A 23,957-nucleotide genomic window follows, 5' to 3' on the forward strand; every position below is an offset into this window, starting at 1 on the left:
AGGGGGGAAACAAGCTAATTTTTTTTGCGCCCCACACGCCCGACGAAAACCCCTCCCAGGGAGCGCCCGTTGTCTTCCCCGCTCCGGCGGAAAGGAGAAAAAAGCTCGCTTCCCGGCTTGTTTCCTGGCACACTATCCTGACCGACTACCCATGAGGATCATTATGCAAAACAGTTCATTTCTGGCCATGGTGGTGAGCGAGACCGCTCCGGGCAACTACCGGCGGGAGATCGTCCGCAGAACGCTGGATGATCTGCCCAAAGGAGAGGTACTGGTCAGAGTCCGATATTCTTCCCTCAACTACAAGGATGCGCTCTCCGCCTCGGGAAACCGGGGGGTAACCAGACGCTACCCGCATACCCCCGGAATCGACGCGGCGGGCGAGGTCGTGGCGAGTTCCGTGCCGGCCTTTACTCCCGGGGCGGCCGTGCTCGTCTCCTGCTACGATCTGGGCATGAACACTCCGGGCGGCTTTGCCCAGTTCATCAGGGTGCCGGCGGCCTGGGTTCTGCCGCTGCCGGCAGGCCTCAGCCTGCGTGAAAGCATGATCTACGGCACTGCGGGTTTTACCGCCGCCCAGTGCGTCTCCCGCCTCATCGACCATCCGGTTCTGCCGGCGCAGGGAAAAATTCTGGTAACCGGCGCCACCGGCGGGGTGGGCAGCATGGCGGTGGCCATCCTCGCCCAAAGCGGCTATCAGGTTGCCGCCGTCACCGGCAAACCGGAGCAGGCGCAATTTCTCGCCGACCTCGGCGCCCGGGAGATCGTACCCAGGGAAAAGGCGGTGGACACCTCGGAGCGTATGCTGCTTAAGGGGAAATGGGCCGGCGTAGTCGATACGGTGGGAGGGCCGATCCTGGCCACCGCCATCAAATCCACCCGCTATGGCGGCGCGGTCACCTGCTGCGGCAACGCGGCCTCACCGGACCTGCCCCTGAATGTTTATCCTTTTATCCTGCGCGGCATAAGCCTCATCGGCATTGACTCCGCGGAGTGCGCCATGGAAACCAGAATCGCCGTCTGGAACAAGATCGCCGGCCAATGGCGCCTGCCGGGGCTGGAACGCTTTGTCACGGAAATTTCCCTGCCGGAGCTTGACCGCCACATCGAACTTATTCTACAAGGAAGAATAAGAGGACGAATCATTCTCAACCTTGACGCATGAGCCCATTGCCCCCCTGAGCATATAAACATGACCCCTGCCGCGCAACGCGCCATCCTGCTCCCTCTGCTCTTTCTCCTCGTCATCCCGGGCTGTTCCGGCATGCTGCCGGTTGCCAAGAGCACCGACAACTCCCAGTGGGACACCTTTGATCAGGTAAAATCCTCCTTTGACCGGATCACGCCCTTTGAGACCACCCTGGACGAACTGCAGGCCCTGGGGTTTGACCCTTACAGAACCCCAAACATGCAGATCCTCAACTACCTGGCCATCATCGAAAAATTCATGCCAAACACCAACATCACCAAGCAGGATCTGGACAACGGCCTGCGCGGCTGTATCGATGCCAAGACGGCCTGTATCGCCTACGAGCTGAAACTCCAGAAAATCAAGAGCAAACGGCAGGGCAATGTCCTGCTCGACATGCTGCGCTTCAAACGGGAAGCGCACCAGACCGGCTGGCGCTTCTCCGCCCTCATCGTGATGGTCGATGACGTGGTGGTATATAAACTCTGGGATGGCACGCCGCTCATCGACGGCGAGGTCTACAAGAAGAACCCCCTTGGCCCCCTGCAGGAACCGGCGGAGATTGCCACGGATGCCGCCCTGGTCGGCACCCTGTAATACCGTCGCAAGCAGCCGACCGCCGGGAGGCCTTGCCGGAGGGGCCGGACTACCGCTCCTCCTGCTTCGGCCTTTGCGGGGCACCCCGCTGGAGTTGCTCTTCCAATCCCCTTATTTCCTTTTCGAGTTTTTCCAACTCCATTGGCGCTACCCAGGGGTTCCGGGCGGCTTCGAAATAGTCGAATCGCCTGTTGAGAATCTTTCTGCGCAGTTCCACCGTGCTGTCCAGAAATTTTCCGCACTCTTCCCCACCTTGCGTGCCCAGGCAGCCGACGCAATCAGGCCCGATCATCCCCCCCGGACCCATTCCCGACCAGAGCCCGCAGTTTTGCCCTTGCCGTCCGAAAACCGCGCCAGGCCCCAAACCATACCCGCGGCCAAAGGCAAACTCATTGCCCGAGGTGACGGCGAACGCCACGGCCCCGTTCAGCACAAACGCGCACCAGAAAAACATGATGACTCGCCCCATGACTCCCCTCCATATTGGTCCGCGAAGTTCGCGGAGATACGTTCAGGATAAGGGCCACTTTCCCTTTCTGGCAAATAAAATTTCTTCTTTAAAATCGTCCGGCCGCCATCGGGCTTGGCGAGGAAAAAACTTGAAAAAAAACTTGCCGCTGGGTAAGATTTCCTGTAAAAATAGTAATTATTCCTACGAGCAATGAGGTGTAATTGTGGAGCAACTCGACCATCATAACCTACGCATCACCAAACAGCGGCAGCTCATCCTCGATGAATTATGCAGCGTGACCTCGCATCCGACCGCGGATGAGTTGTACCAGATGGTTCGCAAGCGCCTGCCTAAAATCAGCCTGGGCACCGTCTACCGCAACCTTGAGATCATGTCGGACTGCGGCATCATCCAGAAACTTGATATCGGCGGCACCCAGAAACGTTTCGACGGCAACGCCAGCACCCACTACCATGTGCGCTGCAGCCAGTGCGGAAGGGTAGACGACCTGAACATCCCGCCGGATTTCAATGTGGAAAAAACAGCAAGCAAGCTGACCCGTTTCAAAATCCTCCGCCATCGCCTGGAGTTCACCGGCCTCTGTCCGGACTGCCAGTCCTGACGATCACGGCCTGACCTTGCCGGGTCGCGATATTCCGCAGGCTTTCCAACCCAGGCGAAGGCCGTCGCTTTTTTTGGCTTGCTGACGCCGTCCCTGGCGGCATCCTCTCGCCAGCACGCAATCCGAAACCGGGCAGTGCGGGACGGTCTCCGGGCCGATGCTTTTTTTGCCCACAGAAAAAAAAATCCATGTACAATTGATACTGATTCGATCCGCTTTCACTTTACCCAATCCCATTTTCTCTGCAGGAGGCTACCCACATGGGCTCACTGAAAGGAACCCAAACGGAAAAGAACATTCTCACGGCTTTCGCCGGAGAATCCCAGGCCAGAAACCGCTACACTTACTTCGCCGCCCAGGCCAAAAAGGAAGGATACGTCCAGATATCAGACATCTTCACCGAAACGGCTGACCAGGAAAAGGAGCATGCCAAACGCCTTTTCAAGCTCCTTGAGGGAGGCGAGGCCCAGGTAACCGCACGCTTTCCGGCCGGCGTCATCGGCACCACCCTGGAGAATCTCGCCGAGGCGGCCGGCGGCGAAAACTACGAACACATGACGATGTACCCGCAATTCGCCAAGGTGGCCAACGAGGAGGGTTTCCCGAAAATCGCCGACATCTTCCTCGCCATTGGCGTTGCGGAAAAGCAGCACGAAAAGCGCTACCGAGACCTCATGGCCAATATTGAAAAAGGCCGTGTTTTCAAGAGAGAGAACAAAGCAACCTGGCGCTGTCGCAACTGCGGCTACCTCCACAACGGCAATGAGGCTCCGGAAAGATGCCCAGCCTGCGACCATGCCCAGGCCCATTTCGAACTTCTTGGTGAAAACTGGTAAAAAGGAGAATTGCCATGACGGAAAAACTGCAGGTCTACAAATGCGAAGTGTGCGGCAATATTGTGGAAGTCCTTCACACCGGCGTGGGCGAATTGGTCTGTTGCGGCCAGCCCATGACCCTGCTGACGGAAAACACCGTGGATGCCGCCAAGGAAAAACATGTGCCGGTCATTGAAAAGGTGGCCGGCGGCTACAAGGTGAAGGTCGGCGCCGTGGCCCATCCCATGGAGGAGAAACATTATATTGAGTGGATTGAGCTCATCGCCGGCGGCAAGGCGTACCGGCAGTTCCTCAAACCGGGCGAGGCACCCGAGGCATTTTTCGCCGTGGACGCGACCCAGGTGAGCGCCCGCGAATTCTGCAACCTGCACGGACTGTGGAAGGCATGAGCCATGTTGAGCAAAAAAATGGAAAGGGCTTTAAACGAGCAGATCAACGCGGAGTTTTATTCTTCCTACATGTACCTCTCCATGGCCACCCATTTTGATTCCGTGGGCCTGCCCGGGGCGGCAAAATGGATGCAGGCCCAGGCCCAGGAGGAATGGTTTCACGGCATGAAAATCTTCCGTTTTGTCGGCGAGCGGGGCGGCCGCGTCACCCTCAAGGCCATCCAGCAACCGCCCACCACCTGGAAAACAACCCTCAATGTCTTTCAGGATGTTCTTGCCCACGAACAGAAGGTGACCGGCCTGATCAACGATCTGGTCAATCTGGCCCTGGAAGAACGGGATCACGCCACCAACATCTTCCTGCAGTGGTTTGTCTCAGAGCAGGTTGAAGAGGAAGCCAATGTCGGGGCCGTTCTCGACAAGCTCAAGCTGATCGGCAAAGACACCACCGCCCTTTTTACCCTGGACGCCGAGCTTGGCACGCGGGTTTTCACACCGCCGCCGGCCAAGGGAGAGTAAGCAGAAAAAGATACTCTCGTTCTAGGCATTTCTTTGTAACCGTGGTAAAAAAATAAACCATGCCCATGCCGGCCGGAAACGGCCGGCAGTTTTTTATAAGCGAGGAAGATATGTCTGCAATCGAGATAAAAAAAGATATCTACTGGGTCGGCGCCGTGGACTGGAACATTCGCGACTTCCATGGCTACTCCACGGAAAAGGGCACAAGCTACAATGCCTATCTTGTCAAGGATGAAAAGATCGCCCTCTTTGACACGGTCAAGAAAGAACTGAAAAACGACCTTGTCCACCATCTCCATCAGGTTTTGGGCGACCCCGCCAAAATCGATTACATCATCGTCAATCATGTGGAGATGGATCACTCCGGCGCCCTGCCGGAACTGATCGACCTCATCCGGCCGGAGAAAATCTTCTGTTCGCCCATGGGCAAAAAGGCCCTGATCGAACACTTCCACCGGGAGGACTGGCCCTACGAGGTGGTCGCCACCGGGGACTCCATCAATCTCGGCAAGCGCAACGTCCAGTTCCTTGAAACCAAGATGTTGCACTGGCCGGACAGCATGTTTTCCTATCTGCCGGAAGAAAAGCTGCTCATCTCAAGCGACGCCTTCGGCCACCACTGGGCAACCTCCGAGCGTTTTGACGACGAAGTGGACCAGGACGAGCTCATGGCCCACACCGCCAAGTATTACGCCAACATCCTCATGATCTTCTCCCCCATCGTGCAGAAGCTCCTGGCCCAGGTCAGGGAGATGGGCCTTGCCATCGAGATGATCGCGCCCGACCATGGCGTGATCTGGCGCAAATCGCCTCAACGCATTCTGGAGGCCTATGACCACTGGAGCCGGCAGGAAACGAAAAGCAAGGCCGTAATCATTTACGACACCATGTGGCACAGCACGGAAAAGATGGCCAAATCCGTGATGAACAGCCTGCTTGCCAACGGAATCACCCATGTGAAAATGCTGCACGCCCGGAAAAACCATCGCAGCGACATCATCACCGAGGTGCTGGACGCCCGGGCCGTGCTCCTTGGCTCGCCCACCCTGAACAACAATATCATGCCCGCCATGGCGGATATCATCACCTACATGAAGGGCTTGCGGCCGAAAAACAAGATCGGCGCGGCCTTCGGTTCCTTTGGCTGGAGCGGAGAGGCGGTGAAACACCTCGCCGACCACATGGCAGAGATGGGTTTTACACTCGTCCACGAAGGCATCAAGATCAAAAACGTACCAGACCATGACGCGCTCAAAAACTGTGCGGAACTCGGCAATCTCGTTGCCGCGGCGATGAAGAAGTAATCAGGACGCGGCAAAGCCATGGAAATCACCAGGAAAGAACCTGCCGTCCGAAAAAGGGGGGCGTCCATGGCGCCTCCAGGCAACACCCGCGAATCCGCCGGGCGTTGCCCCTGGTGACCCGCTGCCGGTTCTTTGGCTTTTTATGCCCTGACGCAAGTTGCATGCTGCGCTGAGGAGTATGTATGCAGATATCCCAGAGGGGGCTTAAGAAGAAAATCAGCGCGCTGCTCAGCGCCGGCGAAGTCGACACCGTTCTGACCGCCCTGGCCCAATACCCCCCGGAAAAACTTCTCAACCCGCTTTTCTCGGGAATCTGCAGCGCTTCGGAAAAAACAAAATGGAATGCGGTTTCCGCCATGGGTGCCACCGTGGCCAGGCTCGCCGAACAGGATATGGAGGCGGCGCGCATCGTCATGCGGCGCTTCATGTGGAGCCTCAACGACGAGTCCGGCGGCATCGGCTGGGGAACGCCGGAGGCCATGGCGGAATGCCTGGCCCGCCATGAAGGACTGGCCCGGGAGTATACCCACATTCTTGTCGCCTTCATGCGGGAGGACGGCTTTTACCTCGAACTGCCCAGCCTGCAGCGCGGCCTGATGTGGGCCATGATCCGCCTTGGCCGGGTACGCCCTGAGTTGCTCATAAAGTGGCAGGCGCCACGCTATCTCCTGCCCTACCTTGATTCCGAGGATGCCGTGGTCCGCGGCCAGGCCGCCTATGCCCTGGCCTTGCTCAATACCGAGACCATAACGCCGCGCCTGGCGGAACTATGCCAAGACGCCACCAGCTTTTCCCTCTACCGCGACAACACCCTCACCTCCGTGACCGTCGGCCAGCTGGCCCGGGAGGCCCTTGAACGCTTCAACATTATGCCGGACTGACCCCTGCATGTCTCTCCTCCCACACCGGATAACCGCTCCGCCATTGTTTTCGCGTTCCCACTGCGCCGCGGCAACGCGAGGCCGGGAGGGCTGAGATGGAAGGATGTTCCGATATTGCCAAACGCCAGAAACTGACCGAGATCTTCACCAAGATAAACCTGGGCGAAATTCCGGCCATTTCCACCCATGTTCAGGAGGTTCTGGCGATAACCCTCAAAAAACAGGTGACCGCGGAAGAACTTTCCAGGGCCATCCTCAAGGATTACTCCCTGACCAACAAGGTTCTGCAGGTGGTCAATTCCGCCTATTATATACGCGGGGTGGCCATAACCACCATCGAGCGGGCGGTCACCGCCCTGGGAAACGACGTCATCCGTGAGCTGGCCGTCTCCATCAGCCTCATCGAGGAGTTTTTCCGCTCGGGAGGCGAAAAGGACAGCTTGAGCAAGCTCCTCGCCCTCTCCCTTGTCAGCGCCAACCTGAGCAGAACCGTGGCCGGCAGACACCGACTGCCCGTTTGCCAGGAAGAGGCATACATCTGCGCCCTTCTTCACGACCTGGGCCGCATTGTCATCACCCTCTATTTTCCGGAAATCGCCCGCCGGATCGAACTTGCCAAAGCCTCCGGCAGCTCGGAGGAGGCCATGTGCCGCCTGATGCTCAAGCAGCTCACCTACAATGAGATCGGCGGCGAAGTGGCCTGTTTCTGGAATTTTTCCGAAACGATCATCGCCTGCATGGAGACTGCCCCACCCGCGCCGCAGTCCCCGGCCGACAGCCTGCCGACCCTGCAAAACCTCGCCCTCTTCGCAAACCTTTTCGTCCGGGCCATCTGCGAGGAGCAGCCCCTGCAGCTGGTCACCCAGAGATTCCAGAATATCTTCCCCGTTGATCTCAACGGTCTCCTCGACATCTGCCTCCACATCGCCGACACGGTGGGCGGGGTATCCGGGGTGGTCCGCTACGGACTGATCAAGTTGAAATACCGGAGCAAACTGCTCACGGCCATGAAAAAATATCAGAAATTTCCCCAGCCCTGAACGTACGCCGGCGGCGGCACCTCCATCGAAGAGACGGCTTGAGGCCTTTACCCGCGGCCATCGTCTGGATAGAGAAAAACCCACCCGCCCAGCAAGCGCACTGGCCACGCAGGCGATGCCAAGCCGCTTGAAACCGGTCAGAAGTTTGCCGAGGTCACGGCACCTTTGCCTGAGGTCGAATTTTCTGTTGACAGAACCGGCCAACATCTTATATAAGACTAAAAATATCTTATTTATCCAAATTAAGGATCTGCCCATATGAGACTTACCCGCGCCGGGGAATATGCTGTCCGTTGCGTCCTGTTCCTTGCCAGGCGTGGCAGGGGGGTGCTTGTCAGCAGAATGGAAATCGCGGCAAGCACCGACATTCCGCCGCCCTTCCTTGCCAAGATCGCCCAGCAGCTCGCCAAGGCCGGAATCATCGAGATTCTGCAGGGCGCCAACGGCGGCTACCGCCTGCTGCGGGAACCGGCTTCGATCACCCTCCTTGCGGTGATCGAAGCGATCATCGGCGAAATCTCCCTGAACGATTGCGTGGGCAGGCCGGAATCCTGCGGCAAGAGCGCGGTCTGCACGGTGCATCGGGTCTGGAACAAAGCCAACCAGCAGCTGCGCGCCACCCTCCGGGAAGCGGACTTTGCAACGCTGGCGGAGGAAGAGACCTGCTGCCTCGCGACCTTCCCCAGGAACGATTTCAGCGCCAACAAATAACAAAGAAAAGGTTTGACCGGTCCGATGAACTCCATATACAACAATACTAATGAGATCGCTTATATCCGAAGGGGGGAGAACGAAAGCATGGCTTCACTTCCAGCACGGATCTATTTCTTTTATCGCGACGGCTTTCGCTCCATGGTGGTGGGCCGCACCCTGTGGAAGATCATCCTCGTAAAGCTGTTCATCATGTTTGCCGTACTCAAGCTCTTTTTCTTTCCCAATTACCTGAAAACTCAGTTCAACACCGACCATGAGCGCGCAGCGCATGTTCTGGAGAATCTTACCAGGACAGAGGCTGGACGCTGAAAGCAAAACAAACACTTTCGGAATTTTTCAACTTTGACGGCATTTGCGTTTGGCCGTCAGCAGACAAAAGGAGGTTGCTGTGGGAGACCAAATTCTAACCACGGTGGACTGGGCCAGGGCACAATTCGCCCTGACCGCGATGTATCACTGGATTTTCGTTCCGTTGACCCTTGGCCTTTCCTTCCTGGTTGCCTTTTTCGAGACCATCCATGTCAAGACCGGCAACGAGGAATGGAAAAAACTGACAAAATTCTGGATGACCCTGTTTGGCATCAACTTCGCCATCGGCGTGGCAACCGGCATCATCCTTGAATTCGAGTTCGGCACCAACTGGTCCAACTACTCATGGATGGTGGGCGATATCTTCGGGGCGCCGCTGGCCATCGAAGGCATCTTCGCCTTCTTCATCGAGGCGACCTTTTTTGCCGTGATGTTCTTCGGCTGGAACCGGGTATCCAAGGGCTTCCACCTCTTTTCCACCTGGATGGTGGCCATCGGCTCCAATCTCTCCGCGGTATGGATCCTGGTCGCCAACGGCTGGATGCAGTTCCCCACCGGCATGTCCTTCAACCCGGACACCGCCCGTTTTGAGATGCAGAACATCCTGGATGTCATCCTCTCTCCGGTGGCCGTCCACAAGTTCACCCACACCACCAGTTCCGCCTTCCTGCTGGCTTCTCTTTTTGTCATGGGCATCTCCGCGCTGTTCCTGCTGCAGGAACGGCACCAGCGCATGGCGAAACGCAGCATGGTGGTGGCAGCGGTCTTCGGCCTGCTCTCCTCCGGTTTTGTCGCATTCACCGGCGATGAAGCCGCCTTCAACGTGGCTCACAAGCAACCCATGAAGCTCGCGGCCATGGAAGGGTTGTACGACGGCCGGGAAGCGGCGCCGATCGTGGCCATGGGCATCATCAACGCCAGCAAGAAGCCGGGCGATGACCTGCCCGCCTTCTACCAGGCCGTCGAGATTCCCGGCCTGCTTTCCCTGCTGGCCAACCGCGACCCGGGCAGCTATGTGCCAGGCATCAACGATCTGGTCTTCGGCAATGCCGAGCGGAATGTCGTCGGCGCCGAGCAGCGCATGGCCACCGGCAAAATCGCCCTGGCCGAACTGGCCCGTTACAAATACGCCAGAGAGAAGGGTGATGAGGCTGAAGCCGCCGCGGCCCTGGCAGTCTTTGACCGGCACAAGCAGGATCTCGGTTACGGTTACCTGAACAGGGCCGCTGACGCCGCGCCGCCTGTCGCCACCACCTTCTACAGCTTCCATATCATGGTGGTTCTGGGCACCCTTTTCCCGCTGCTCTTTCTCCTGGTTCTCTATTTTTCCTTCAAGGGCACCCTGGAATACCAGCGCTGGCTCAACTACCTCAACTTTTTCGCCCTCTTCTTAGGCTACGTGGCGAGCCAGGCCGGCTGGGTCGTGGCGGAAGTGGGCCGGCAACCGTGGGCCATCCAGGGGCTGCTGCCGGTCGGCGTCGCCACCACCAACATTGCCGCCGGCCATGTGCAGGCCACCTTTTTCATCTTTCTGACCCTGTTTACCGCCCTGCTCGTCGCGGAGCTCTTTATTATGATCAAGCAAATCAAGATCGGACCGGAGGCATAAGACAATGATAGAAAACCTGGATCACGCAACACTTCAGCAACTTTGGTGGCTGATCGCATCGGTGGTGGGGTCGCTCTTCCTCTTCCTGACCTTTGTTCAAGGCGGCCAGACCCTGATATTCACCACGGCGGGCAGCGAAGAGGAAAAAGCGCTCATCATCAACTCCATGGGGCGCAAATGGGAACTCACCTTCACCACCCTGGTTCTTTTCGGCGGCGCCCTCTTTGCCGCCTTCCCGCTCTTTTACGCCACCAGCTTCGGGGGGGCGTACTGGGTGTGGATGCTCATTCTCTTCACCTTTGTCCTGCAGGCGGTGAGCTATGAGTACCGTAAAAAACCGGACAACATCCTCGGCAGCCGCACTTACGAAATCTTCATGGCTGTCAACGGCAGCGTCGGACTGCTCCTGATCGGCGCCGCGGTGGGCACCTTCTTCACCGGCTCCCAGTTCTCCCTGGACATGTACAACAAGGCGACCTGGCTGACCCCCTACCGCGGCCTGGAGGCGGCTTTAAACCCCTTCAACCTGGCCTTCGGTCTCTTTCTGGTTTTTCTGGCCAGGATTCTGGGCGCCATGTACATCGTCAACAACATCGCGCATGAGAACCTGAACAACCGCGCCCGCCGGGCTGCCTGGATCAACTTTCTCTGGGCCCTGCCTTTCCTGCTCACCATCGTCATCGGTTTCGCCACCATGGACGGCTTTGCAGTCAACCCGGCAAGCGGGGAAATTTTCTTGGAAAAGGGCAAGTACCTCAACAACCTGCTGGCCATGCCGATTGTCCTTCTTCTTCTCCTCCTCGGCCTTGGCGCCGTGATTTACGGAGTGGCGGCCACCCGTTTTCTCGGCAAAACCAGCGGTATCTGGTTCGGCGGCATCGGCACGGTCCTGGTCGGTCTGGCGATCTTTCTGGTGGCCGGCTACAACAACACCGCCTTTTATCCTTCGGCCGGCGATCTGCAGTCGAGCCTGACCATCCACAACGCCTCCAGCAGCAAGTATACCCTCACGGCCATGAGCTACGTGGCCCTGGCCGTACCCTTTGTTCTGGCCTATATCGCCTATGTCTGGAAGCTGATGGATGCGAAAAAGCTGACCCTGGCCGAGATTCAGGGCGAAGAAGCCAAGGAAATGTACTAAAAATCACCGCAAGGGAGCAACGAAACGATATGACGACGATTCTGCTGTTGGGCTGGGTGGTACTGGTGATTCTCTCCTACCAGGGCGCGGTCATCGCCCTCAAGAAGACAGATCTGCTGTAATCATACACCCCGACGTACATCAAAAAGGCGCAGGAGTTTATTCCTGCGCCTTTTTTTGTTGCCCGCCGTTCCTCACGCCGAACAATAGTTTGACGATCAAGCATCTTGACAACCAAACAAAAAGGCTCTACAGTGGCCCCTGATGGTCAGGCCAAATCCCGATACCCCTTTCCGCAAACAGGAACACCACCATGCACAGCCATTCCCTGCACCTCTGGCGGCACCAGCACGACTTCGCGGTCATCCACTCCCAGGGAGAAAAAAGAACCCGGCAGGTTCTCGCCCTCACCGCCCTCACCATGCTCTTCGAGATCGCGGCAGGCATCGCCTACGGCTCCATGGCCCTGCTCGCGGACGGCTGGCACATGGGTACCCATGTCGCGGCCTTTTTCATCACCATCTTTGCCTATCGCTACGCCAAAAAACACGCCGGCAACAGGGCCTTTGCCTTCGGCACCGGCAAGGTCGGCGTCCTGGGGGGCTTTGCCAGCGCCATCACCCTGGCCGTAGTCTCCCTGATCATGCTCATCGAGTCGGGCCAGCGCCTTATTTCCCCGCAGACCATCCATTTCAACGAGGCCATCGGCGTGGCCGTGCTGGGGCTTGCGGTCAACATCGCCTGCGCCTTTCTTCTTCAGGACCACCACGACCATGCCCATGAAAACGAAGATCACCGCCACGACCACAATCTGAAGGCAGCCTACCTGCACGTCCTGGCGGACGCTTTCACCTCTCTGCTGGCGATAGTCGCCCTGACGGCCGGCAAATATCTCGGCCTGCGCTGGCTTGACCCGCTCATGGGGATTGTGGGGGCGGCGGTGATCACGCGTTGGGCATACGGTCTCCTCAAGGAAACAAGCCCCATCCTGCTGGACGGGAGCATCGGGGGGGAAACGCTCGCCGCTATCCGGGAAAAAATCGAGACCAGCTTGGACAATCGGGTGGCGGACATCCATGTCTGGCGGCTGGGGCCGGCGGATTATGCCGCGATCATTGCCATCGTCACCCACTATCCGCAGCCCATGGAATTTTACAAAGGCCTGCTCTCCGAATTCCACGAGCTCTCCCACATCACCATCGAGCTCAACACCTGCCCAGGTGAACCCTGCCTCCCCCAGTGAAAAGGAGCAAAACAATGACGGCGATGGCAACCCTCTCCAGCCGGATCATCGAATTCTATGAAAAAATTTCCTCCTGGGAACATGATGTGGTGAAGGGCTCCGGGCTCTCTCCCGCCCAGATGCACACCATCGAAATCGTCGGCCATTCCGGGAGGCTGCGCATGAAGGAGCTGGCAAAAAAAATGGGGGTGACCACCGGCACCCTCACCGTGATGGTCGATCGCCTGGAGCAGCAGGCCCTCTTGAAAAGAGTGCCCCACGAACAGGATCGCCGCTCCTTCCTGATCACCCTTACGGAAAAAGGACAGCGCTTCTTCGGCGAGCACCACCAGTACCACCTGCAGCTCACCGAGGAGATCGCCGCCTCCCTTTCCGACCCGGAACAGGAACAGTTCAGCGCCATCCTCGAAAAAATTCTCCAGCGCCTGTAAGCCGTCAGCCCTTGACCACGATCTCCTGGCCCGCGGAAAGACGACCGCCCCGGATCACCTGGGCAAAAATCCCCTGTTTGGGCATCACGCAGTCGCCCACGGTCTTATGGATGGCGCACTTGCTGTGGCACTTCTTGCCGATCTGGGTGACCTCGAGTTCCACCTCGCCCACGACCAGCCTGGTTCCCACCGGCAGACTCGGCAGATCAATCCCCTGGGTGGTAATATTTTCCGCAAAGTCTCCGGGCTTGAGGCTTGCGCCCCTGGCGTTCATCTCTTCGATGCTTTCCACAGCCAGCAGGCTGATCTGCCTGTGCCAGGCGCCTGCATGGGCATCGCCGGTAATGCCGTGCTCCGGACGAAGATCCACCTGTTGCACTGCTTTTTTGCCGATCCCCTTACTGAGGCTCACATTGACGGATATGATCTTGGCCATTGCGCTGTCCTCCTTTCCTATTCATGCCTTTTGCCGCAGCCGATGAGAAAAATCCCGTAACTCGCGAGCAGATTGGGCAGAACCCGAACCGGCCTGCCCGCCGCCTGGTCGCGATTTGTGTTGATGGCAAGCTCCTTGAAAATGGTAATCCCCATCTCCCGGGCAAAAACCCGGAAATCCCGGAGGGTGATGACCCGGATATTGGGAGTGTCGTACCACTCATAGGGCAGCTCATGGCTCTTGGGCGCGTAACCGGCAAAAAGAAGCTGCAGCCGGATTCGCCAGTAGCTGAAATTGGGAAAGCTGACAATGACCTTCCCCCCGATGGCGAGCAGCTTGTGGAGCAGGACCACTGGCTCGTAGACCTGCTGCAGGGTCTGGCTCAACACCACGTAATCGAAGCTGCCCGCCGGATAATCGCCCACCTCCTGATTGAAGTCGCCCTGCAGCACCGACAGCCCCCTGGTGATGCAGACGGCAACCTCATCCTCATCCTTTTCGATCCCCGTCGCCCTGACCCCCTTGTGCTCCTTGAGATAGGAAAGCAACTCGCCCTCTCCGCAGCCAAGGTCAAGAACCCTGGAGCCGGGCTCGATCCAGGAGGCGATCACCTGCAGATCATAGCGCATGGCTTTCCTCCCTTGAGCCGACGCCTTCCCGCCGCACCCGAGCGAGAAAGGATGCAATAAGGCCATTCAGCCTTTCATGGGGCAGCAAAAAAGCATCGTGCCCCCAGTGCGAATCGATCTCGCAAAAACTCACGTCCAGGCCATTCTTCTTCAAGGCCTGCACCAGGCTCCGGGACTGATAGGTGGGGTAGAGCCAGTCGGAAGTGAAGGAAACGATCAGATACTTGGCCCGGGAGTTTTGGAAAGCGCCGGCCAGACCGCCGGGCGAACGCCCTTCCAGATCGAAATAGTCCGCCGCCTTGGTGAGATAGAGGAAGGAATTGGCATCAAAACGCTCGACAAATTTGCTCCCCTGATGGCGCAGGTAGCTCTCCACCTCAAACTCGGCATCGAAATGGCAGGAGAGCGCATTCCTGCTCCTGAGCTCCCGGCCGAATTTCTGACGCATGGACTGGTCGGAAAGATAGGTGATATGCCCGATCATCCTTGCCACGGCCAGGCCCAGGTCGGGCTTGGCGCCGCCGTAGTAGTTGCCGCCCTGCCAGTTGGGGTCGGCCATGATCGCCTGCCGGGCCACCTCATTGAAGGCAATGGCCTGGGCGGAATGGCGCGGCGTGGTGGCCAGTGGAATTGCGGCCTGCACCATCTCGGGAAACCGCACGCACCACTCGAGAACCTGCATCCCGCCCACCGACCCGCCCACCACGGCGAGCAGCCTGTTGATGCCGAGATGGCGCAGCAGCTCCCGTTGGGCTCGCACCATGTCGCCGATGGTGACCAGGGGGAAGGAAAGGCCGTACGGCTTGCCGGTGGCCGGGTTCAGCGAGGAGGGTCCGCTTGAGCCCATGCAGCCGCCCAGCACGTTTGCGCAGATGACGAAATAACGGTCGGTATCGATGGCCTTGCCCGGACCGACCATGATCTCCCACCAGCCGGGCCTGGCATCCTCCGGGGTATAGCAGCCGGCCACATGGGAATCTCCGGTGAGGGCGTGCAGGATGAGGATGGCATTGTCCCCGGATGCGCCCAACCGCCCCAGGGTTTCATAGGCAAGGGTCAGCGGACCGATGCGTTCACCGCTCTCAAGCTGAAGCTGGTCCGGAGGCGAGGCAAAGATGAAAAACCGCTTCTCGACAAAACCGGCCCCGGAACCACCAGCGCCGGCAAGAGCACACTCACCCATACACTAGAGACTCTCCAGGGCTTGGGTGAGATCGGCGCAGATGTCCTCCACCGCTTCGATCCCCACGGAAAGACGGATCAACTCCGGACTGATGCCGAGACTCGTTTTCAGTTCCACCGGAAAGGAGATGTACTGCGAGGAATAGGGGTGAATGACCAGGCTCTTGCAATCGCCGAGGTTGGCAAGATGATAGATGAGCTTGAGCTTGTTGATGAAGCGGAAGCAGGCCTCCTGATCGGCAAGCCCGAAGGCGAGAACGGCGCCGAAGCCTGCCCCCCCGAACTGCGCCCGGGCCACCCCATGTTGGGGATGCCCGGCAAGGCCTGGATAATTGACCCATTTCACCTCTGGCCTGGCCTGCAGAAATTCCGCCACCTTCTGGGCATTGGCCAGGTGCCGCTCCATGCGCAGGGCCAGGGTGTCCAGCCCCAGCATGGTCAGATAGGAGTGCAGGGGCGCGGCGGTGGTGCCGAAGTTGATATGCTGCTCGCGCCAGACGCGGTCAAGATAGGCCAGCTCCCCCTTGCGCTCGACAAAGGGCTTGAAATCGGCAAAGCGCGCGCCCGTCCAATCAAAAGCGCCGCCGTCGATAACCACCCCGCCCATGGCATCGCCATGGCCGCTCAGGTACTTGGTGGTGGAATGGATCACCACATCGGCGCCAAGGGCAAGAGGCCGGCAGAGGTAGGGGGTGGCCAGGGTGCTGTCCACCACCAGCGGCAGGCCGTGGCCATGGGCAAGCTCCGCGGCTTTGGTGAGATCGGGCACGTCCATCTTGGGATTGCCGATGGTTTCGAGATAGAGAAAGCGGGTTTTTTCGTTGATCGCGGCCGCAATGGCGGCCGGATCGGTGGGCTCGACAAAGCGGGCCGTGATGCCGTATTTTTTGAAGACGTTGGCAAAGAGGAGATAGGTGGACATGAAGAGCGAATTGCCGCAGACAAACTCATCCCCGGCCCGCAGCAGGGCCAGGCAGCCGTTGGCGATGGCCGCCATGCCGGAAGACATGAGCACCGCGCCTTTCCCCCCCTCCAGCACGGCGAGTTTTTCTTCGAGCACCCGGTTGGTGGGGTTGGTGAGCCGCATATAGATGTGTTCGGAAGACCTGCCGGCAAAGGTCTCGCTCAGGCCTTCCGCGGTTTCATGGCGATGGGAGGCGGACTGAAAAATGGGGGGAAGCGTCGCCCCCTGCCATGCCTCGGGGTTTGCGGCCGCATGAATCACCTGGGTCTGAAAACGATAATTCTCCTTAACTCCCATGCCGGTCTCCATTTTTTTCAGCGGATTGATGTTGGTCTGTTGCCCGTCGCACGACGAAATAATACCACAATGTGGTATTCACAAAAAGAAAAAACATGCTGAAAAAAATTGCCGCCCACAGCTCCTCCCGAAAAGGAGATCCCCGGAAACCGCTTCAACGCTGCCGGGAAAAATCCTTGAGCTGCTCGACCATCTCCCGGTGAATCCTGCCGTTGCTGGCCAGAAGTTCCGGAATATAGGGAGAATACTGCCCGCCGGCCAGGGTGGAAACAGCGCCGCCCGCCTCGCTCACCAGGAGGATACCCGCCGCCGTGTCCCAGGGCCTGAGATTAATCTCCCAGAAGCCGTCGGTCCTGCCGGCGGCGAGATAGGCAAGATCCACGGCCGCGGCTCCGGCCCGCCGCACCCCCTGCGTCCTGGTCAGAAACCGGCGCAGGGCCGCCACCACCCCTTCCACCTCCGACTCGATGGCATAGGGAAAGCCGGTGGCCAGCAGCGACTTCGCCAGGGCCGATACCTCGGAAACCCGCATCGGCTTGCCGTTCAGCCAGGCGCCGCCCCCCTGGCAGGCGCAGAAAAGCTCATCCTGCATGGGCAGATAGACCACGCCTGCCTTGGAGGTGGGTCCGTCGGCATAGGCGATGGAGACGGCAAAGATGGGAAAACCGTGGGCAAAATTGGTGGTGCCGTCCAGGGGGTCGATGATCCAGACCGGGCCAGCGGGAATCTGCTCGTAGGAGGCATGCGATTCTTCGGCCAGCACCCCGATCTCGCCGGGAAAGCCGCGCAGGATCTCAAGCACCGTTCTTTCCGCGACCACGTCCGCCTCGGTGACCAGATCGATGGCCCCCTTGTGGGTCACCTGATGGGGCTGATCATACAATTTGCGCAAGACCGCGCCCGCGGCCAGGGCGGCCCGCGCCGCCACCCGGACAATTTCCTTGAGATGCGGCGCGCCGGCGGCACAGCGTTCTACTCTCTCCATTGCTTCACCCCTTGACAGGCCGGGCAAATCCCCTTTGCAGGATCAGCCCGGGTGGTATAGATTACAATCAGCACGACAACCGTTTCCCTTTGCCCTTTACAACCGACGCATCCTCAACCTGAAAACCAGGATCATACCTTGTCTGCCGGCAAAAATAAATGGCTCACCTTCCTGCTTGTGGCCAGCGGCGTTTTCATGTCCACCCTGGACAGCAGCATGGTCAATATCGCCCTGCCCAGCATCATGAAGGATTTCAACAGCCCGCTCAAGGACACCGAGTGGGTGGTGATGATCTATCTGCTCACCATCACGGCCACCCTGCTCTTCTGGGGGCATCTTTCCGACCGCATCGGCCGGGGCAGGATCTACAGCACCGGCATGCTGATCTTCGGCGGCGGCTCCCTTGCCTGCGCTTACGCGCCCACCCTTGCCTTTCTGGTGTCCGCGAGATTGCTGCAGGCGTTGGGCGCGGCCATGATGATGTCCACCGGCCCCGCCATCATCAAGGAAACCTTCCCCCCCGAACAGCTGGGCCGCAGCCTGGGCCTCATCGGCATGGCCGTTTCCCTGGGACTGATGAGCGGCCCCAGCCTGGGCGGCATTCTCCTTGAACTCTACTCCTGGCGGGCCCTGTTTTTTCTTACCGTGCCCCTGGGGCTGGCCTTTGCCTTCCTGGGCGCCAGGATTCTCCCCGGCCCCAACCGCCATTTCTCCGCGCCCCTGGATTGGCTGGGCGCTCTCTCCTGGGCAACGGCCCTCACCCTTTTCTCGCTGGCCCTCACCCATGCCACGGCCGCGGACTGGTCATTGGGCAACCTGCTGCTTGCCTCCGGCACCGGCGCCCTGGCTTTCGCCTGTTTCCTCAAACTTGAAGCAATGGTGCCCCATCCGCTCCTGGCGCTGCACCTTTTCCGCCAGCGCCATTTCAGCATGGCCATTGTCAGCGCCATCCTCTCCTTCATGGTCCTCTTTGCCGTGATTCTGCTCACTCCGTTTCACCTCGACCGCGTTCTCGGGCTGACTCCGGCGAAAATCGGCCTGGTCATGCTGGCCATCCCTTCCTCCATCCTGGTGGTTTCCCCGGTGGCCGGCTGGCTTTCCGATTCGGTGGGGGCCCGGCTCCTCAGCACCCTGGGGCTCAGCATCTCCACCAGCGGCGTCCTGCTCCTGGCCAGGATCGACAGCCAGACCACCCCGCTGGTCATCGCCGGGCATCTGGTGCTCCTCGGGTTCGGCCAGGCCATGTTTCTTTCCCCCAACAGCGCCTCGGTCCTGGCCCACGTGAACAGGAACGAGGCAGGGGCGGCAGCCGCCCTTCTGGCAACGGCAAGAAACCTGGGCATGCTCCTGGGCATAGCCCAGGCGGCCCTGCTGTTCTCACTTTTTTTTCGGGAAAGTACCGGCGGCCTCGACCTGCGGGATTTCAGCCCCGCACACAGGGATTTTTTCATCAGCGCCCTGCACGCCGCCTTTGCCGGCGCAGGATGCACCGGCCTTATCGGCATCGTGCTTTCCTGGCGGCGGGGCAACGGGGAACCCGCAAAAACGGGGGAATGAAGATCAGGCCCTGAGATCGACAAGCCTCACGGCTTCAAGATCCAGCGCCTCTTCGACGCTTTTTTTCAGGGACTCGATGAGCCCGGCCTTGCCGGCACGACAGGAGAGGGAAACCGGGCCGTAGCCCAGGGAGACGAAGAGATCTTGCAGTTCGGGGAGCCGCGCCTCAAGATGTTTTTTCACCGCCTCTCCGGCCACGACAAACTCGCCGCGCAGGGCATCCCCCTTAACCTTGATCTGAACCTGCACCTCGCCCAAACGGCTCATCTCAAGAAAAAAGGAAAGGGTGTAGCCCTGCTCGCCCGTTCCCTTTTCCTTATCACGGTCCAGGGTAAAGAGCCACTGGCCCGCTCCGGCCCCCAGGGCGAAAAAACAGGGAAACAGCAGGAAAAGAGCCTGATTGGCCGCGGGCGGCAGGGCATTGAGTTCGTTTTGCAACTCAAGAAGCAGACCCAGCCTGTGCATGGCCGCGGCAGTGGTTTTATCAGGGATTGCGCCCCCGCCGGCAAGGTCGAGCAGCCGCAGCAGCTCGTGGAGTTTTTCCGGCAACAAGCCGGACGTTCCGTCGTCCGCCGGGGAGCCCCCCCCGCCCAGCATGGTCAGAAAACGGACGAGCTGCCCGGGATCCGCCTCCCGCCCCACCGCTGTTGCGGCAAGATTTTGCAGAAAATCGGCCTGCCCCTCCAGCGCCTTGCCAGGCAGCTGCTGAAAGGCCAGGCCAAGCAGGGCGCGCAGACCGCGGCCCATGGCGGAGGGATCGGCGAAATACTGGCGCAGAAATTCCTGGGCCGCCCCCTTCTTGTCCGCCAGCCCCAGCCAAAGGGGATCCTCCTGTTTCACCTCCAGCCAGAGGCTGCTGCCCGCCTTCAAGGCGACCTCACTGTGCGCCTCGACGGTCTGCCCGCCTATGGCCAGGCGCGCTTTCCCGTCAGGGGTAAATCCGAGCACCTCGCCCTTGAGCAACTGGCCATGGGCAAACAACAACCGCGCCGGCGTGAGCACCCCTTTGCCGGGATCATTTTTCCCCTCCGGAATCTGCTGCACCCCCTTAAAGGGAGAAGGTCCGCCGATTTTCATACCCTGTGATCCCTAAACGCAGGAAAGGCTGCCTGCGGGGTTCGCCAGGCAGGTCCGAGAGCAATGCCGGCTTTGCCGGCGGCAGAGGAGGGAAGCCCTGATCCGGGCCGCGGCCTAAGTCAGAGGAAGGACAACCCTGACCTCCAGGCCGCCGCCCGGATGAGGATTGAGGGAAAAACTTCCGCCATGGGCGTTCACGACCCTCTCCACCAGAGTCAGGCCCATGCCCGTCCCATATGTCTTCGTGGTGAAGAACGGGTCTTTTGCCTTATCCAGATACGTCTCCGGGATGCCGGGTCCGGTGTCGACCACCGAGGTGACAACCATGCCATCCTCGATGCGAAGGAAGATGGCAAGCCGGCCGCCCTCGGGCATGGCCTCCACCGCGTTTTTGAACAGATGGAGGAATGATTGCCTGATCTGGTGCATGTCCGCGTTGATCACCGGCTCCGGGGTGGGGCAGGAAAACTCCAAGGTCACGTTGTGTTTGTACATGGTGGACTGCAGGAGCATGACCGTTTTCTTGAGAACCGAACAGAGCGCGAACTCCTCCTTATGCAGCTCCCCTTGCGCCACAAAATCAAAAAGATCCTCCAGGGTGGACTCCACCCGCTCGGTTTCGTGGATAATCACGTTCAGATACTTGCCCCATTCCGCGTCCGCGGTCTTTTTACTGAGGATCCTGGAAACGCCGCCAATGGAGGTGATGGGATTCCGGATGGTGTGCACCAGCTGGGCGGCCATATGCCCCAGGGCCGAGTAACGCTCCGCCTCCACGAGAAGATCCTTGCTCCGGTCGAGTTCCTGATTCACCGCCTGAAGCTCGGCGATCTTTTTCTGCATGTCGTTGTACAGATGGCTCTGCTCAATGGCGAGACTTGCCTGGCTGGCGAAAAGCTCCAGGGCGCTGACATGGGTGTCGAGGATCGGCCGCCTGGTCACATAATTGTCGGCGATGATCACGCCGAAGGATCTTCCCGGCGAATAGAGGGGCACGACGACAAAGGAATCCTCGTCAAGCAGATTGATCAGCTCAATGGGTACCGGCAGGGGGCGGGAAAGGTCATCATCGCTGCTGCGTCGATCTAGAGAGACGACAAGATTTTTCTGATTGCCGCCGTTGCGGTTTCGCCGCTCCAGGGGAATGGGAATCCTGCCGTTTTCCGGAGTGACCCTGAAACTGCGGCGGCCCAACACGGAGCGGATCAGGATATTGTCCTTGTCCTCGGCTGGAATAAGCAGACTTCTGGCAATGATATTCACCCTGGCATTGGGGCTTTTACAGATCTCCTTGAGATTTTCGACGATCTGCAGAAAGTTGAGCTCCCGCGCCTCTATCTCCCCCCAGACCCGCCCCGCCTCCTCCCGGGAACTCGGACCGATGGCCATGCGCCCCCGCAGCACCCTGTTCCCGTTATCATCGAACATGGCGAGAAACGCCCGGTTGAAGCCCAGCCCCTCGCTGGCGGTGATGCCCACCAGAATCGCCCGCAGGATTTCATCAAGCTCGATGGTGCTCAGATACACCGTGTTCATCTTCATGGAGAGCTGATGGAGCAGCTGGATCCGGAAATGGGCCTCTTCCAGCTCTTCCTGATACTTCCGATTCTCGAAAATGAGGCGGCGCTTTTCCAGGGCCTTGCGCGCCACATGGAAGATCTCCTCAAGCTGCACCGGTTTGGATAAATAATCCACCGCGCCCTTTCGCATGCAGTCCAGAGCCACGTGCAGATCGGAAATTCCGGTCAGCATCACCACGGCCAGATCAGGATATTGGTCGACAATCTCCGGCAGCAGGGAAAGGCCGTCGGCATCGGGCAGGCCGATATCAAGCAGCACCAGGGCGACGCGCTGCTCCAGCAGCAGCTTGCGGAGATCGGTGGCGGTGGCGCACTCCATCACCGCCAAGCCGTGCTCCTCGAAATAAATACGAAGCGGTTCGCGAATCGCGGCATCATCATCAACAACGGCGATCACTTCTCCGTTCAGCAGAAGCTGGGAGAGGGAAAGCGAGATATGTTGATGCAGACCGACAACCGATTCGACCATGAAAAATACCCGCAAAAAGATAAACAGTGCTCCACAGGCCGGCTAGAAAAGGCGGCGCGAGCGGATGGACATACTTCAATGCTAGGCGGTCCGGCAAACCGCTGTCAAGGGAAATAACCGCAAACCGTTATCAGCCCTGGGAGAAAGGCAAAAAAAATCGCACTCCCCGGTTCCCCCGGGGAGTGCGATCCAGCACGCACAAAAATCCAACCAAAAACCGAACGGATCACATCTCGACAATGAGCTTGCCGGTGTCCTCGTTCCAGCTGACCACCAGATACCAGATGCACATGGCCAGGGCGATGAGCGCCAGGGTGCCGCCATAACCGAGGAAGGTATCGGGCATGTAGATCCACTGACCAAGAACGCCGCCGCCGTCAGCCGTGCCCTCATCCAGGCCCCACTTCGCGAAAAGCGGATTGCAGATGGCGTTGGTAATGCCGAAGAAGGGCACAACGATCCAGAGCTTCACCTGGCCCTCGCCCACACGCCAGAGGGTGCCGGAACCGCAGCCACCGGCCAGCATGGCGCCCAGGCCGAAGATGAACCCGCCCAGCACACCGCCGAGGCCAAAGGTGCCGCGCACGTAATGCACCGGCTCACGAAGGCCCGTGGCCTTGACCACGGCAATACCCACGGCAAGCAGCAGGATGCTCACCATCACGCCCTTGGCCATATCGTAGTTGCCGGTCATATGCGGCTCGCGGAAACCCTGCACCATGCACCAACGACCGCGCTGCATGGTGTAGCCAAGGCCGGCGGCAATCAGCAGCAGGCCGCTCAACCCGCCGGAGATGCCGAGATAGCCATCCTCGTCAAGATCCATGTAATCGGCGACATGGATAACCTGATCGCCATAGGCATAGGCGCCCCAAACCAGGCCGCCAATGCCGACAATGGCCAGAACTCGGCGCAGGGACACGGGGAATTCAATGGTCTTTGCGCCACCGGAACCCCAGGAGATATTTTCCATCTCCCAGTAGATGTACTTCAGGCCCAGCACAACACCGAGCACCAGGCCAAGCCACATGGCGAAACCATTGGCAGCCAGGTTGCCGAGGGCGTTATACATGCCGCCCACGTTGCAGCCGCCGGCCAGGGTTGACCCGACGCCCATGAGGATACCGGCCACCATGCCCTTGACCATCTCCAGAACCGGAGGAATCCGGATATCGAAGTTGTCGCCGAGGTTGGCGGAGACAAAAGCGCCGGCGACAAAACCGATGCCGATCACCGAGCCGGTATCAAGCAGGGCGCTCTTGGGCGCGGCCTTTTCCCACAGACCAATGGTGTCCCACAATCCGGCACCGTAGATCAACCACTCCCCCCAGTTGCGGATGGCGCCCACCGCCCCCCAGGGCCGTGCCCAGACCAGAATCATGACGCTCAAAAGAGCGACGATGATGCCGGCGGTTACGGTATCCCATTCTTCCTTACAGAGCTTTTTGTACAGGTCCTTCGCCTTGCTTCCCAAAACACTTTCTTCAGCCATGCAAGTCCTCCTCT

Annotated in this window: 25 protein-coding genes; 16 read left to right on the top strand and 9 right to left on the bottom strand. The window is 59.2% G+C overall.

What is annotated here, in order from left to right:
• Positions 1 to 163 precede the first annotated feature (163 nt).
• Complete coding sequence (locus ACUUL3_RS12455; RefSeq protein WP_448551824.1) at positions 164 to 1,165, top strand: YhdH/YhfP family quinone oxidoreductase; 1,002 nt, start codon at positions 164 to 166, stop codon at positions 1,163 to 1,165.
• A gap of 27 nt (positions 1,166 to 1,192) precedes the next feature.
• Positions 1,193 to 1,786, top strand: coding sequence for a hypothetical protein (locus ACUUL3_RS12460; protein ID WP_448551826.1), 594 nt, complete (start codon positions 1,193 to 1,195; stop codon positions 1,784 to 1,786).
• A 49-nt stretch (positions 1,787 to 1,835) separates the two neighbouring features.
• Here the strand turns inward: ACUUL3_RS12460 and ACUUL3_RS12465 are convergent, their stop codons facing one another.
• Complete coding sequence (locus tag ACUUL3_RS12465; protein WP_448551828.1) at positions 1,836 to 2,255, bottom strand: hypothetical protein; 420 nt, start codon at positions 2,253 to 2,255, stop codon at positions 1,836 to 1,838.
• A 205-nt stretch (positions 2,256 to 2,460) separates the two neighbouring features.
• On the opposite strand from ACUUL3_RS12465, the gene ACUUL3_RS12470 reads away from it, so the two are divergent.
• The 13 genes from ACUUL3_RS12470 to ACUUL3_RS12530 all read left to right on the top strand — a co-directional run bounded on the left by ACUUL3_RS12470 (position 2,461) and on the right by ACUUL3_RS12530 (position 13,275).
• Positions 2,461 to 2,859 (top strand): Fur family transcriptional regulator, encoded by a 399-nt coding sequence (locus tag ACUUL3_RS12470; protein WP_448551830.1) that lies wholly within the window; start codon positions 2,461 to 2,463, stop codon positions 2,857 to 2,859.
• A gap of 260 nt (positions 2,860 to 3,119) precedes the next feature.
• A complete protein-coding gene (gene rbr / locus ACUUL3_RS12475) occupies positions 3,120 to 3,695 on the top strand; it encodes a rubrerythrin (RefSeq protein ID WP_448551832.1) in 576 nt (191 codons plus the stop codon).
• A 14-nt stretch (positions 3,696 to 3,709) separates the two neighbouring features.
• Positions 3,710 to 4,084, top strand: a complete 375-nt coding sequence (locus tag ACUUL3_RS12480; RefSeq protein WP_448551834.1) for a desulfoferrodoxin — start codon at positions 3,710 to 3,712, stop codon at positions 4,082 to 4,084.
• A 3-nt stretch (positions 4,085 to 4,087) separates the two neighbouring features.
• Entirely contained in the window at positions 4,088 to 4,603 is a 516-nt protein-coding gene (locus ACUUL3_RS12485) for a ferritin (protein WP_448551836.1), read from the top strand.
• A gap of 110 nt (positions 4,604 to 4,713) precedes the next feature.
• Complete coding sequence (locus tag ACUUL3_RS12490; RefSeq protein ID WP_448551838.1) at positions 4,714 to 5,907, top strand: FprA family A-type flavoprotein; 1,194 nt, start codon at positions 4,714 to 4,716, stop codon at positions 5,905 to 5,907.
• A 182-nt stretch (positions 5,908 to 6,089) separates the two neighbouring features.
• The gene (locus ACUUL3_RS12495) at positions 6,090 to 6,788 is read left to right on the top strand and encodes a DVU0298 family protein (RefSeq protein ID WP_448551840.1); all 699 of its coding nucleotides are present in this window, start codon (positions 6,090 to 6,092) and stop codon (positions 6,786 to 6,788) included.
• Positions 6,789 to 6,883: 95 nt separating this feature from the next.
• Complete coding sequence (locus tag ACUUL3_RS12500) at positions 6,884 to 7,828, top strand: HDOD domain-containing protein (protein WP_448551842.1); 945 nt, start codon at positions 6,884 to 6,886, stop codon at positions 7,826 to 7,828.
• Positions 7,829 to 8,086: 258 nt separating this feature from the next.
• A complete protein-coding gene (locus ACUUL3_RS12505) occupies positions 8,087 to 8,539 on the top strand; it encodes an RrF2 family transcriptional regulator (RefSeq protein ID WP_448551844.1) in 453 nt (150 codons plus the stop codon).
• 87 nt (positions 8,540 to 8,626) lie between these two features.
• On the top strand, positions 8,627 to 8,851 hold the full coding sequence (locus ACUUL3_RS12510; RefSeq protein WP_448551846.1) for a DUF4492 domain-containing protein: 225 nt from the start codon (positions 8,627 to 8,629) through the stop codon (positions 8,849 to 8,851).
• A 79-nt stretch (positions 8,852 to 8,930) separates the two neighbouring features.
• Entirely contained in the window at positions 8,931 to 10,460 is a 1,530-nt protein-coding gene (locus tag ACUUL3_RS12515; protein WP_448551848.1) for a cytochrome ubiquinol oxidase subunit I, read from the top strand.
• 4 nt (positions 10,461 to 10,464) lie between these two features.
• Complete coding sequence (gene cydB / locus ACUUL3_RS12520; RefSeq protein ID WP_448551850.1) at positions 10,465 to 11,601, top strand: cytochrome d ubiquinol oxidase subunit II; 1,137 nt, start codon at positions 10,465 to 10,467, stop codon at positions 11,599 to 11,601.
• Positions 11,602 to 11,914: 313 nt separating this feature from the next.
• A complete protein-coding gene (dmeF, locus tag ACUUL3_RS12525) occupies positions 11,915 to 12,844 on the top strand; it encodes a CDF family Co(II)/Ni(II) efflux transporter DmeF (protein WP_448551852.1) in 930 nt (309 codons plus the stop codon).
• A gap of 14 nt (positions 12,845 to 12,858) precedes the next feature.
• Entirely contained in the window at positions 12,859 to 13,275 is a 417-nt protein-coding gene (locus tag ACUUL3_RS12530) for a MarR family winged helix-turn-helix transcriptional regulator (RefSeq protein WP_448551854.1), read from the top strand.
• Positions 13,276 to 13,279: 4 nt separating this feature from the next.
• On the opposite strand, the gene ACUUL3_RS12535 is transcribed toward ACUUL3_RS12530, so the two are convergent.
• From ACUUL3_RS12535 to ACUUL3_RS12555, 5 genes are all read right to left on the bottom strand, one after another.
• Positions 13,280 to 13,711 (bottom strand): MOSC domain-containing protein, encoded by a 432-nt coding sequence (locus tag ACUUL3_RS12535; protein WP_448551856.1) that lies wholly within the window; start codon positions 13,709 to 13,711, stop codon positions 13,280 to 13,282.
• A gap of 17 nt (positions 13,712 to 13,728) precedes the next feature.
• Positions 13,729 to 14,340 (bottom strand): methionine biosynthesis protein MetW, encoded by a 612-nt coding sequence (gene metW / locus ACUUL3_RS12540; RefSeq protein ID WP_448551858.1) that lies wholly within the window; start codon positions 14,338 to 14,340, stop codon positions 13,729 to 13,731.
• A complete protein-coding gene (gene metX / locus ACUUL3_RS12545) occupies positions 14,330 to 15,523 on the bottom strand; it encodes a homoserine O-acetyltransferase MetX (RefSeq protein ID WP_448551860.1) in 1,194 nt (397 codons plus the stop codon). Before metX ends, metW begins: the two co-directional genes overlap by 11 nt.
• A 3-nt stretch (positions 15,524 to 15,526) precedes the next feature.
• A complete protein-coding gene (locus tag ACUUL3_RS12550) occupies positions 15,527 to 16,783 on the bottom strand; it encodes an O-acetylhomoserine aminocarboxypropyltransferase/cysteine synthase family protein (RefSeq protein WP_448551862.1) in 1,257 nt (418 codons plus the stop codon).
• A gap of 154 nt (positions 16,784 to 16,937) precedes the next feature.
• Positions 16,938 to 17,768, bottom strand: coding sequence for an inositol monophosphatase family protein (locus ACUUL3_RS12555; protein ID WP_448551864.1), 831 nt, complete (start codon positions 17,766 to 17,768; stop codon positions 16,938 to 16,940).
• A gap of 138 nt (positions 17,769 to 17,906) precedes the next feature.
• Here ACUUL3_RS12555 and ACUUL3_RS12560 point away from each other — a divergent pair, with 138 nt between their 5' ends.
• Positions 17,907 to 19,325, top strand: coding sequence for an MFS transporter (locus ACUUL3_RS12560; RefSeq protein ID WP_448551866.1), 1,419 nt, complete (start codon positions 17,907 to 17,909; stop codon positions 19,323 to 19,325).
• Between the two features lie 3 nt (positions 19,326 to 19,328).
• On the opposite strand, the gene fliK is transcribed toward ACUUL3_RS12560, so the two are convergent.
• From fliK to ACUUL3_RS12575, 3 genes are all read right to left on the bottom strand, one after another.
• Positions 19,329 to 20,402, bottom strand: coding sequence for a flagellar hook-length control protein FliK (gene fliK, locus ACUUL3_RS12565; RefSeq protein WP_448551868.1), 1,074 nt, complete (start codon positions 20,400 to 20,402; stop codon positions 19,329 to 19,331).
• Between the two features lie 114 nt (positions 20,403 to 20,516).
• A complete protein-coding gene (locus ACUUL3_RS12570; RefSeq protein WP_448551870.1) occupies positions 20,517 to 22,451 on the bottom strand; it encodes a response regulator in 1,935 nt (644 codons plus the stop codon).
• Between the two features lie 226 nt (positions 22,452 to 22,677).
• Complete coding sequence (locus ACUUL3_RS12575; protein WP_448551872.1) at positions 22,678 to 23,943, bottom strand: YeeE/YedE thiosulfate transporter family protein; 1,266 nt, start codon at positions 23,941 to 23,943, stop codon at positions 22,678 to 22,680.
• Positions 23,944 to 23,957 lie beyond the last annotated feature (14 nt).

This window comes from Thiovibrio sp. JS02, from assembly GCF_053485635.1.

Coding starts and splice junctions, on each gene's coding strand:
- cydB (WP_448551850.1), top strand. CDS start 10,465: ATGATAGAAAACCTGGATCACGCAACACTTCAGCAACTTTGGTGGCTG.
- ACUUL3_RS12570 (WP_448551870.1), bottom strand. CDS start 22,451: ATGGTCGAATCGGTTGTCGGTCTGCATCAACATATCTCGCTTTCCCTC.
- metW (WP_448551858.1), bottom strand. CDS start 14,340: ATGCGCTATGATCTGCAGGTGATCGCCTCCTGGATCGAGCCCGGCTCC.
- ACUUL3_RS12485 (WP_448551836.1), top strand. CDS start 4,088: ATGTTGAGCAAAAAAATGGAAAGGGCTTTAAACGAGCAGATCAACGCG.
- ACUUL3_RS12555 (WP_448551864.1), bottom strand. CDS start 17,768: ATGGAGAGAGTAGAACGCTGTGCCGCCGGCGCGCCGCATCTCAAGGAA.
- ACUUL3_RS12550 (WP_448551862.1), bottom strand. CDS start 16,783: ATGGGAGTTAAGGAGAATTATCGTTTTCAGACCCAGGTGATTCATGCG.
- ACUUL3_RS12500 (WP_448551842.1), top strand. CDS start 6,884: ATGGAAGGATGTTCCGATATTGCCAAACGCCAGAAACTGACCGAGATC.
- ACUUL3_RS12465 (WP_448551828.1), bottom strand. CDS start 2,255: ATGGGGCGAGTCATCATGTTTTTCTGGTGCGCGTTTGTGCTGAACGGG.
- rbr (WP_448551832.1), top strand. CDS start 3,120: ATGGGCTCACTGAAAGGAACCCAAACGGAAAAGAACATTCTCACGGCT.
- ACUUL3_RS12490 (WP_448551838.1), top strand. CDS start 4,714: ATGTCTGCAATCGAGATAAAAAAAGATATCTACTGGGTCGGCGCCGTG.
- ACUUL3_RS12495 (WP_448551840.1), top strand. CDS start 6,090: ATGCAGATATCCCAGAGGGGGCTTAAGAAGAAAATCAGCGCGCTGCTC.
- fliK (WP_448551868.1), bottom strand. CDS start 20,402: ATGAAAATCGGCGGACCTTCTCCCTTTAAGGGGGTGCAGCAGATTCCG.
- ACUUL3_RS12480 (WP_448551834.1), top strand. CDS start 3,710: ATGACGGAAAAACTGCAGGTCTACAAATGCGAAGTGTGCGGCAATATT.
- ACUUL3_RS12510 (WP_448551846.1), top strand. CDS start 8,627: ATGGCTTCACTTCCAGCACGGATCTATTTCTTTTATCGCGACGGCTTT.
- ACUUL3_RS12505 (WP_448551844.1), top strand. CDS start 8,087: ATGAGACTTACCCGCGCCGGGGAATATGCTGTCCGTTGCGTCCTGTTC.
- ACUUL3_RS12460 (WP_448551826.1), top strand. CDS start 1,193: ATGACCCCTGCCGCGCAACGCGCCATCCTGCTCCCTCTGCTCTTTCTC.
- ACUUL3_RS12535 (WP_448551856.1), bottom strand. CDS start 13,711: ATGGCCAAGATCATATCCGTCAATGTGAGCCTCAGTAAGGGGATCGGC.
- ACUUL3_RS12575 (WP_448551872.1), bottom strand. CDS start 23,943: ATGGCTGAAGAAAGTGTTTTGGGAAGCAAGGCGAAGGACCTGTACAAA.
- metX (WP_448551860.1), bottom strand. CDS start 15,523: ATGGGTGAGTGTGCTCTTGCCGGCGCTGGTGGTTCCGGGGCCGGTTTT.
- dmeF (WP_448551852.1), top strand. CDS start 11,915: ATGCACAGCCATTCCCTGCACCTCTGGCGGCACCAGCACGACTTCGCG.
- ACUUL3_RS12530 (WP_448551854.1), top strand. CDS start 12,859: ATGACGGCGATGGCAACCCTCTCCAGCCGGATCATCGAATTCTATGAA.
- ACUUL3_RS12455 (WP_448551824.1), top strand. CDS start 164: ATGCAAAACAGTTCATTTCTGGCCATGGTGGTGAGCGAGACCGCTCCG.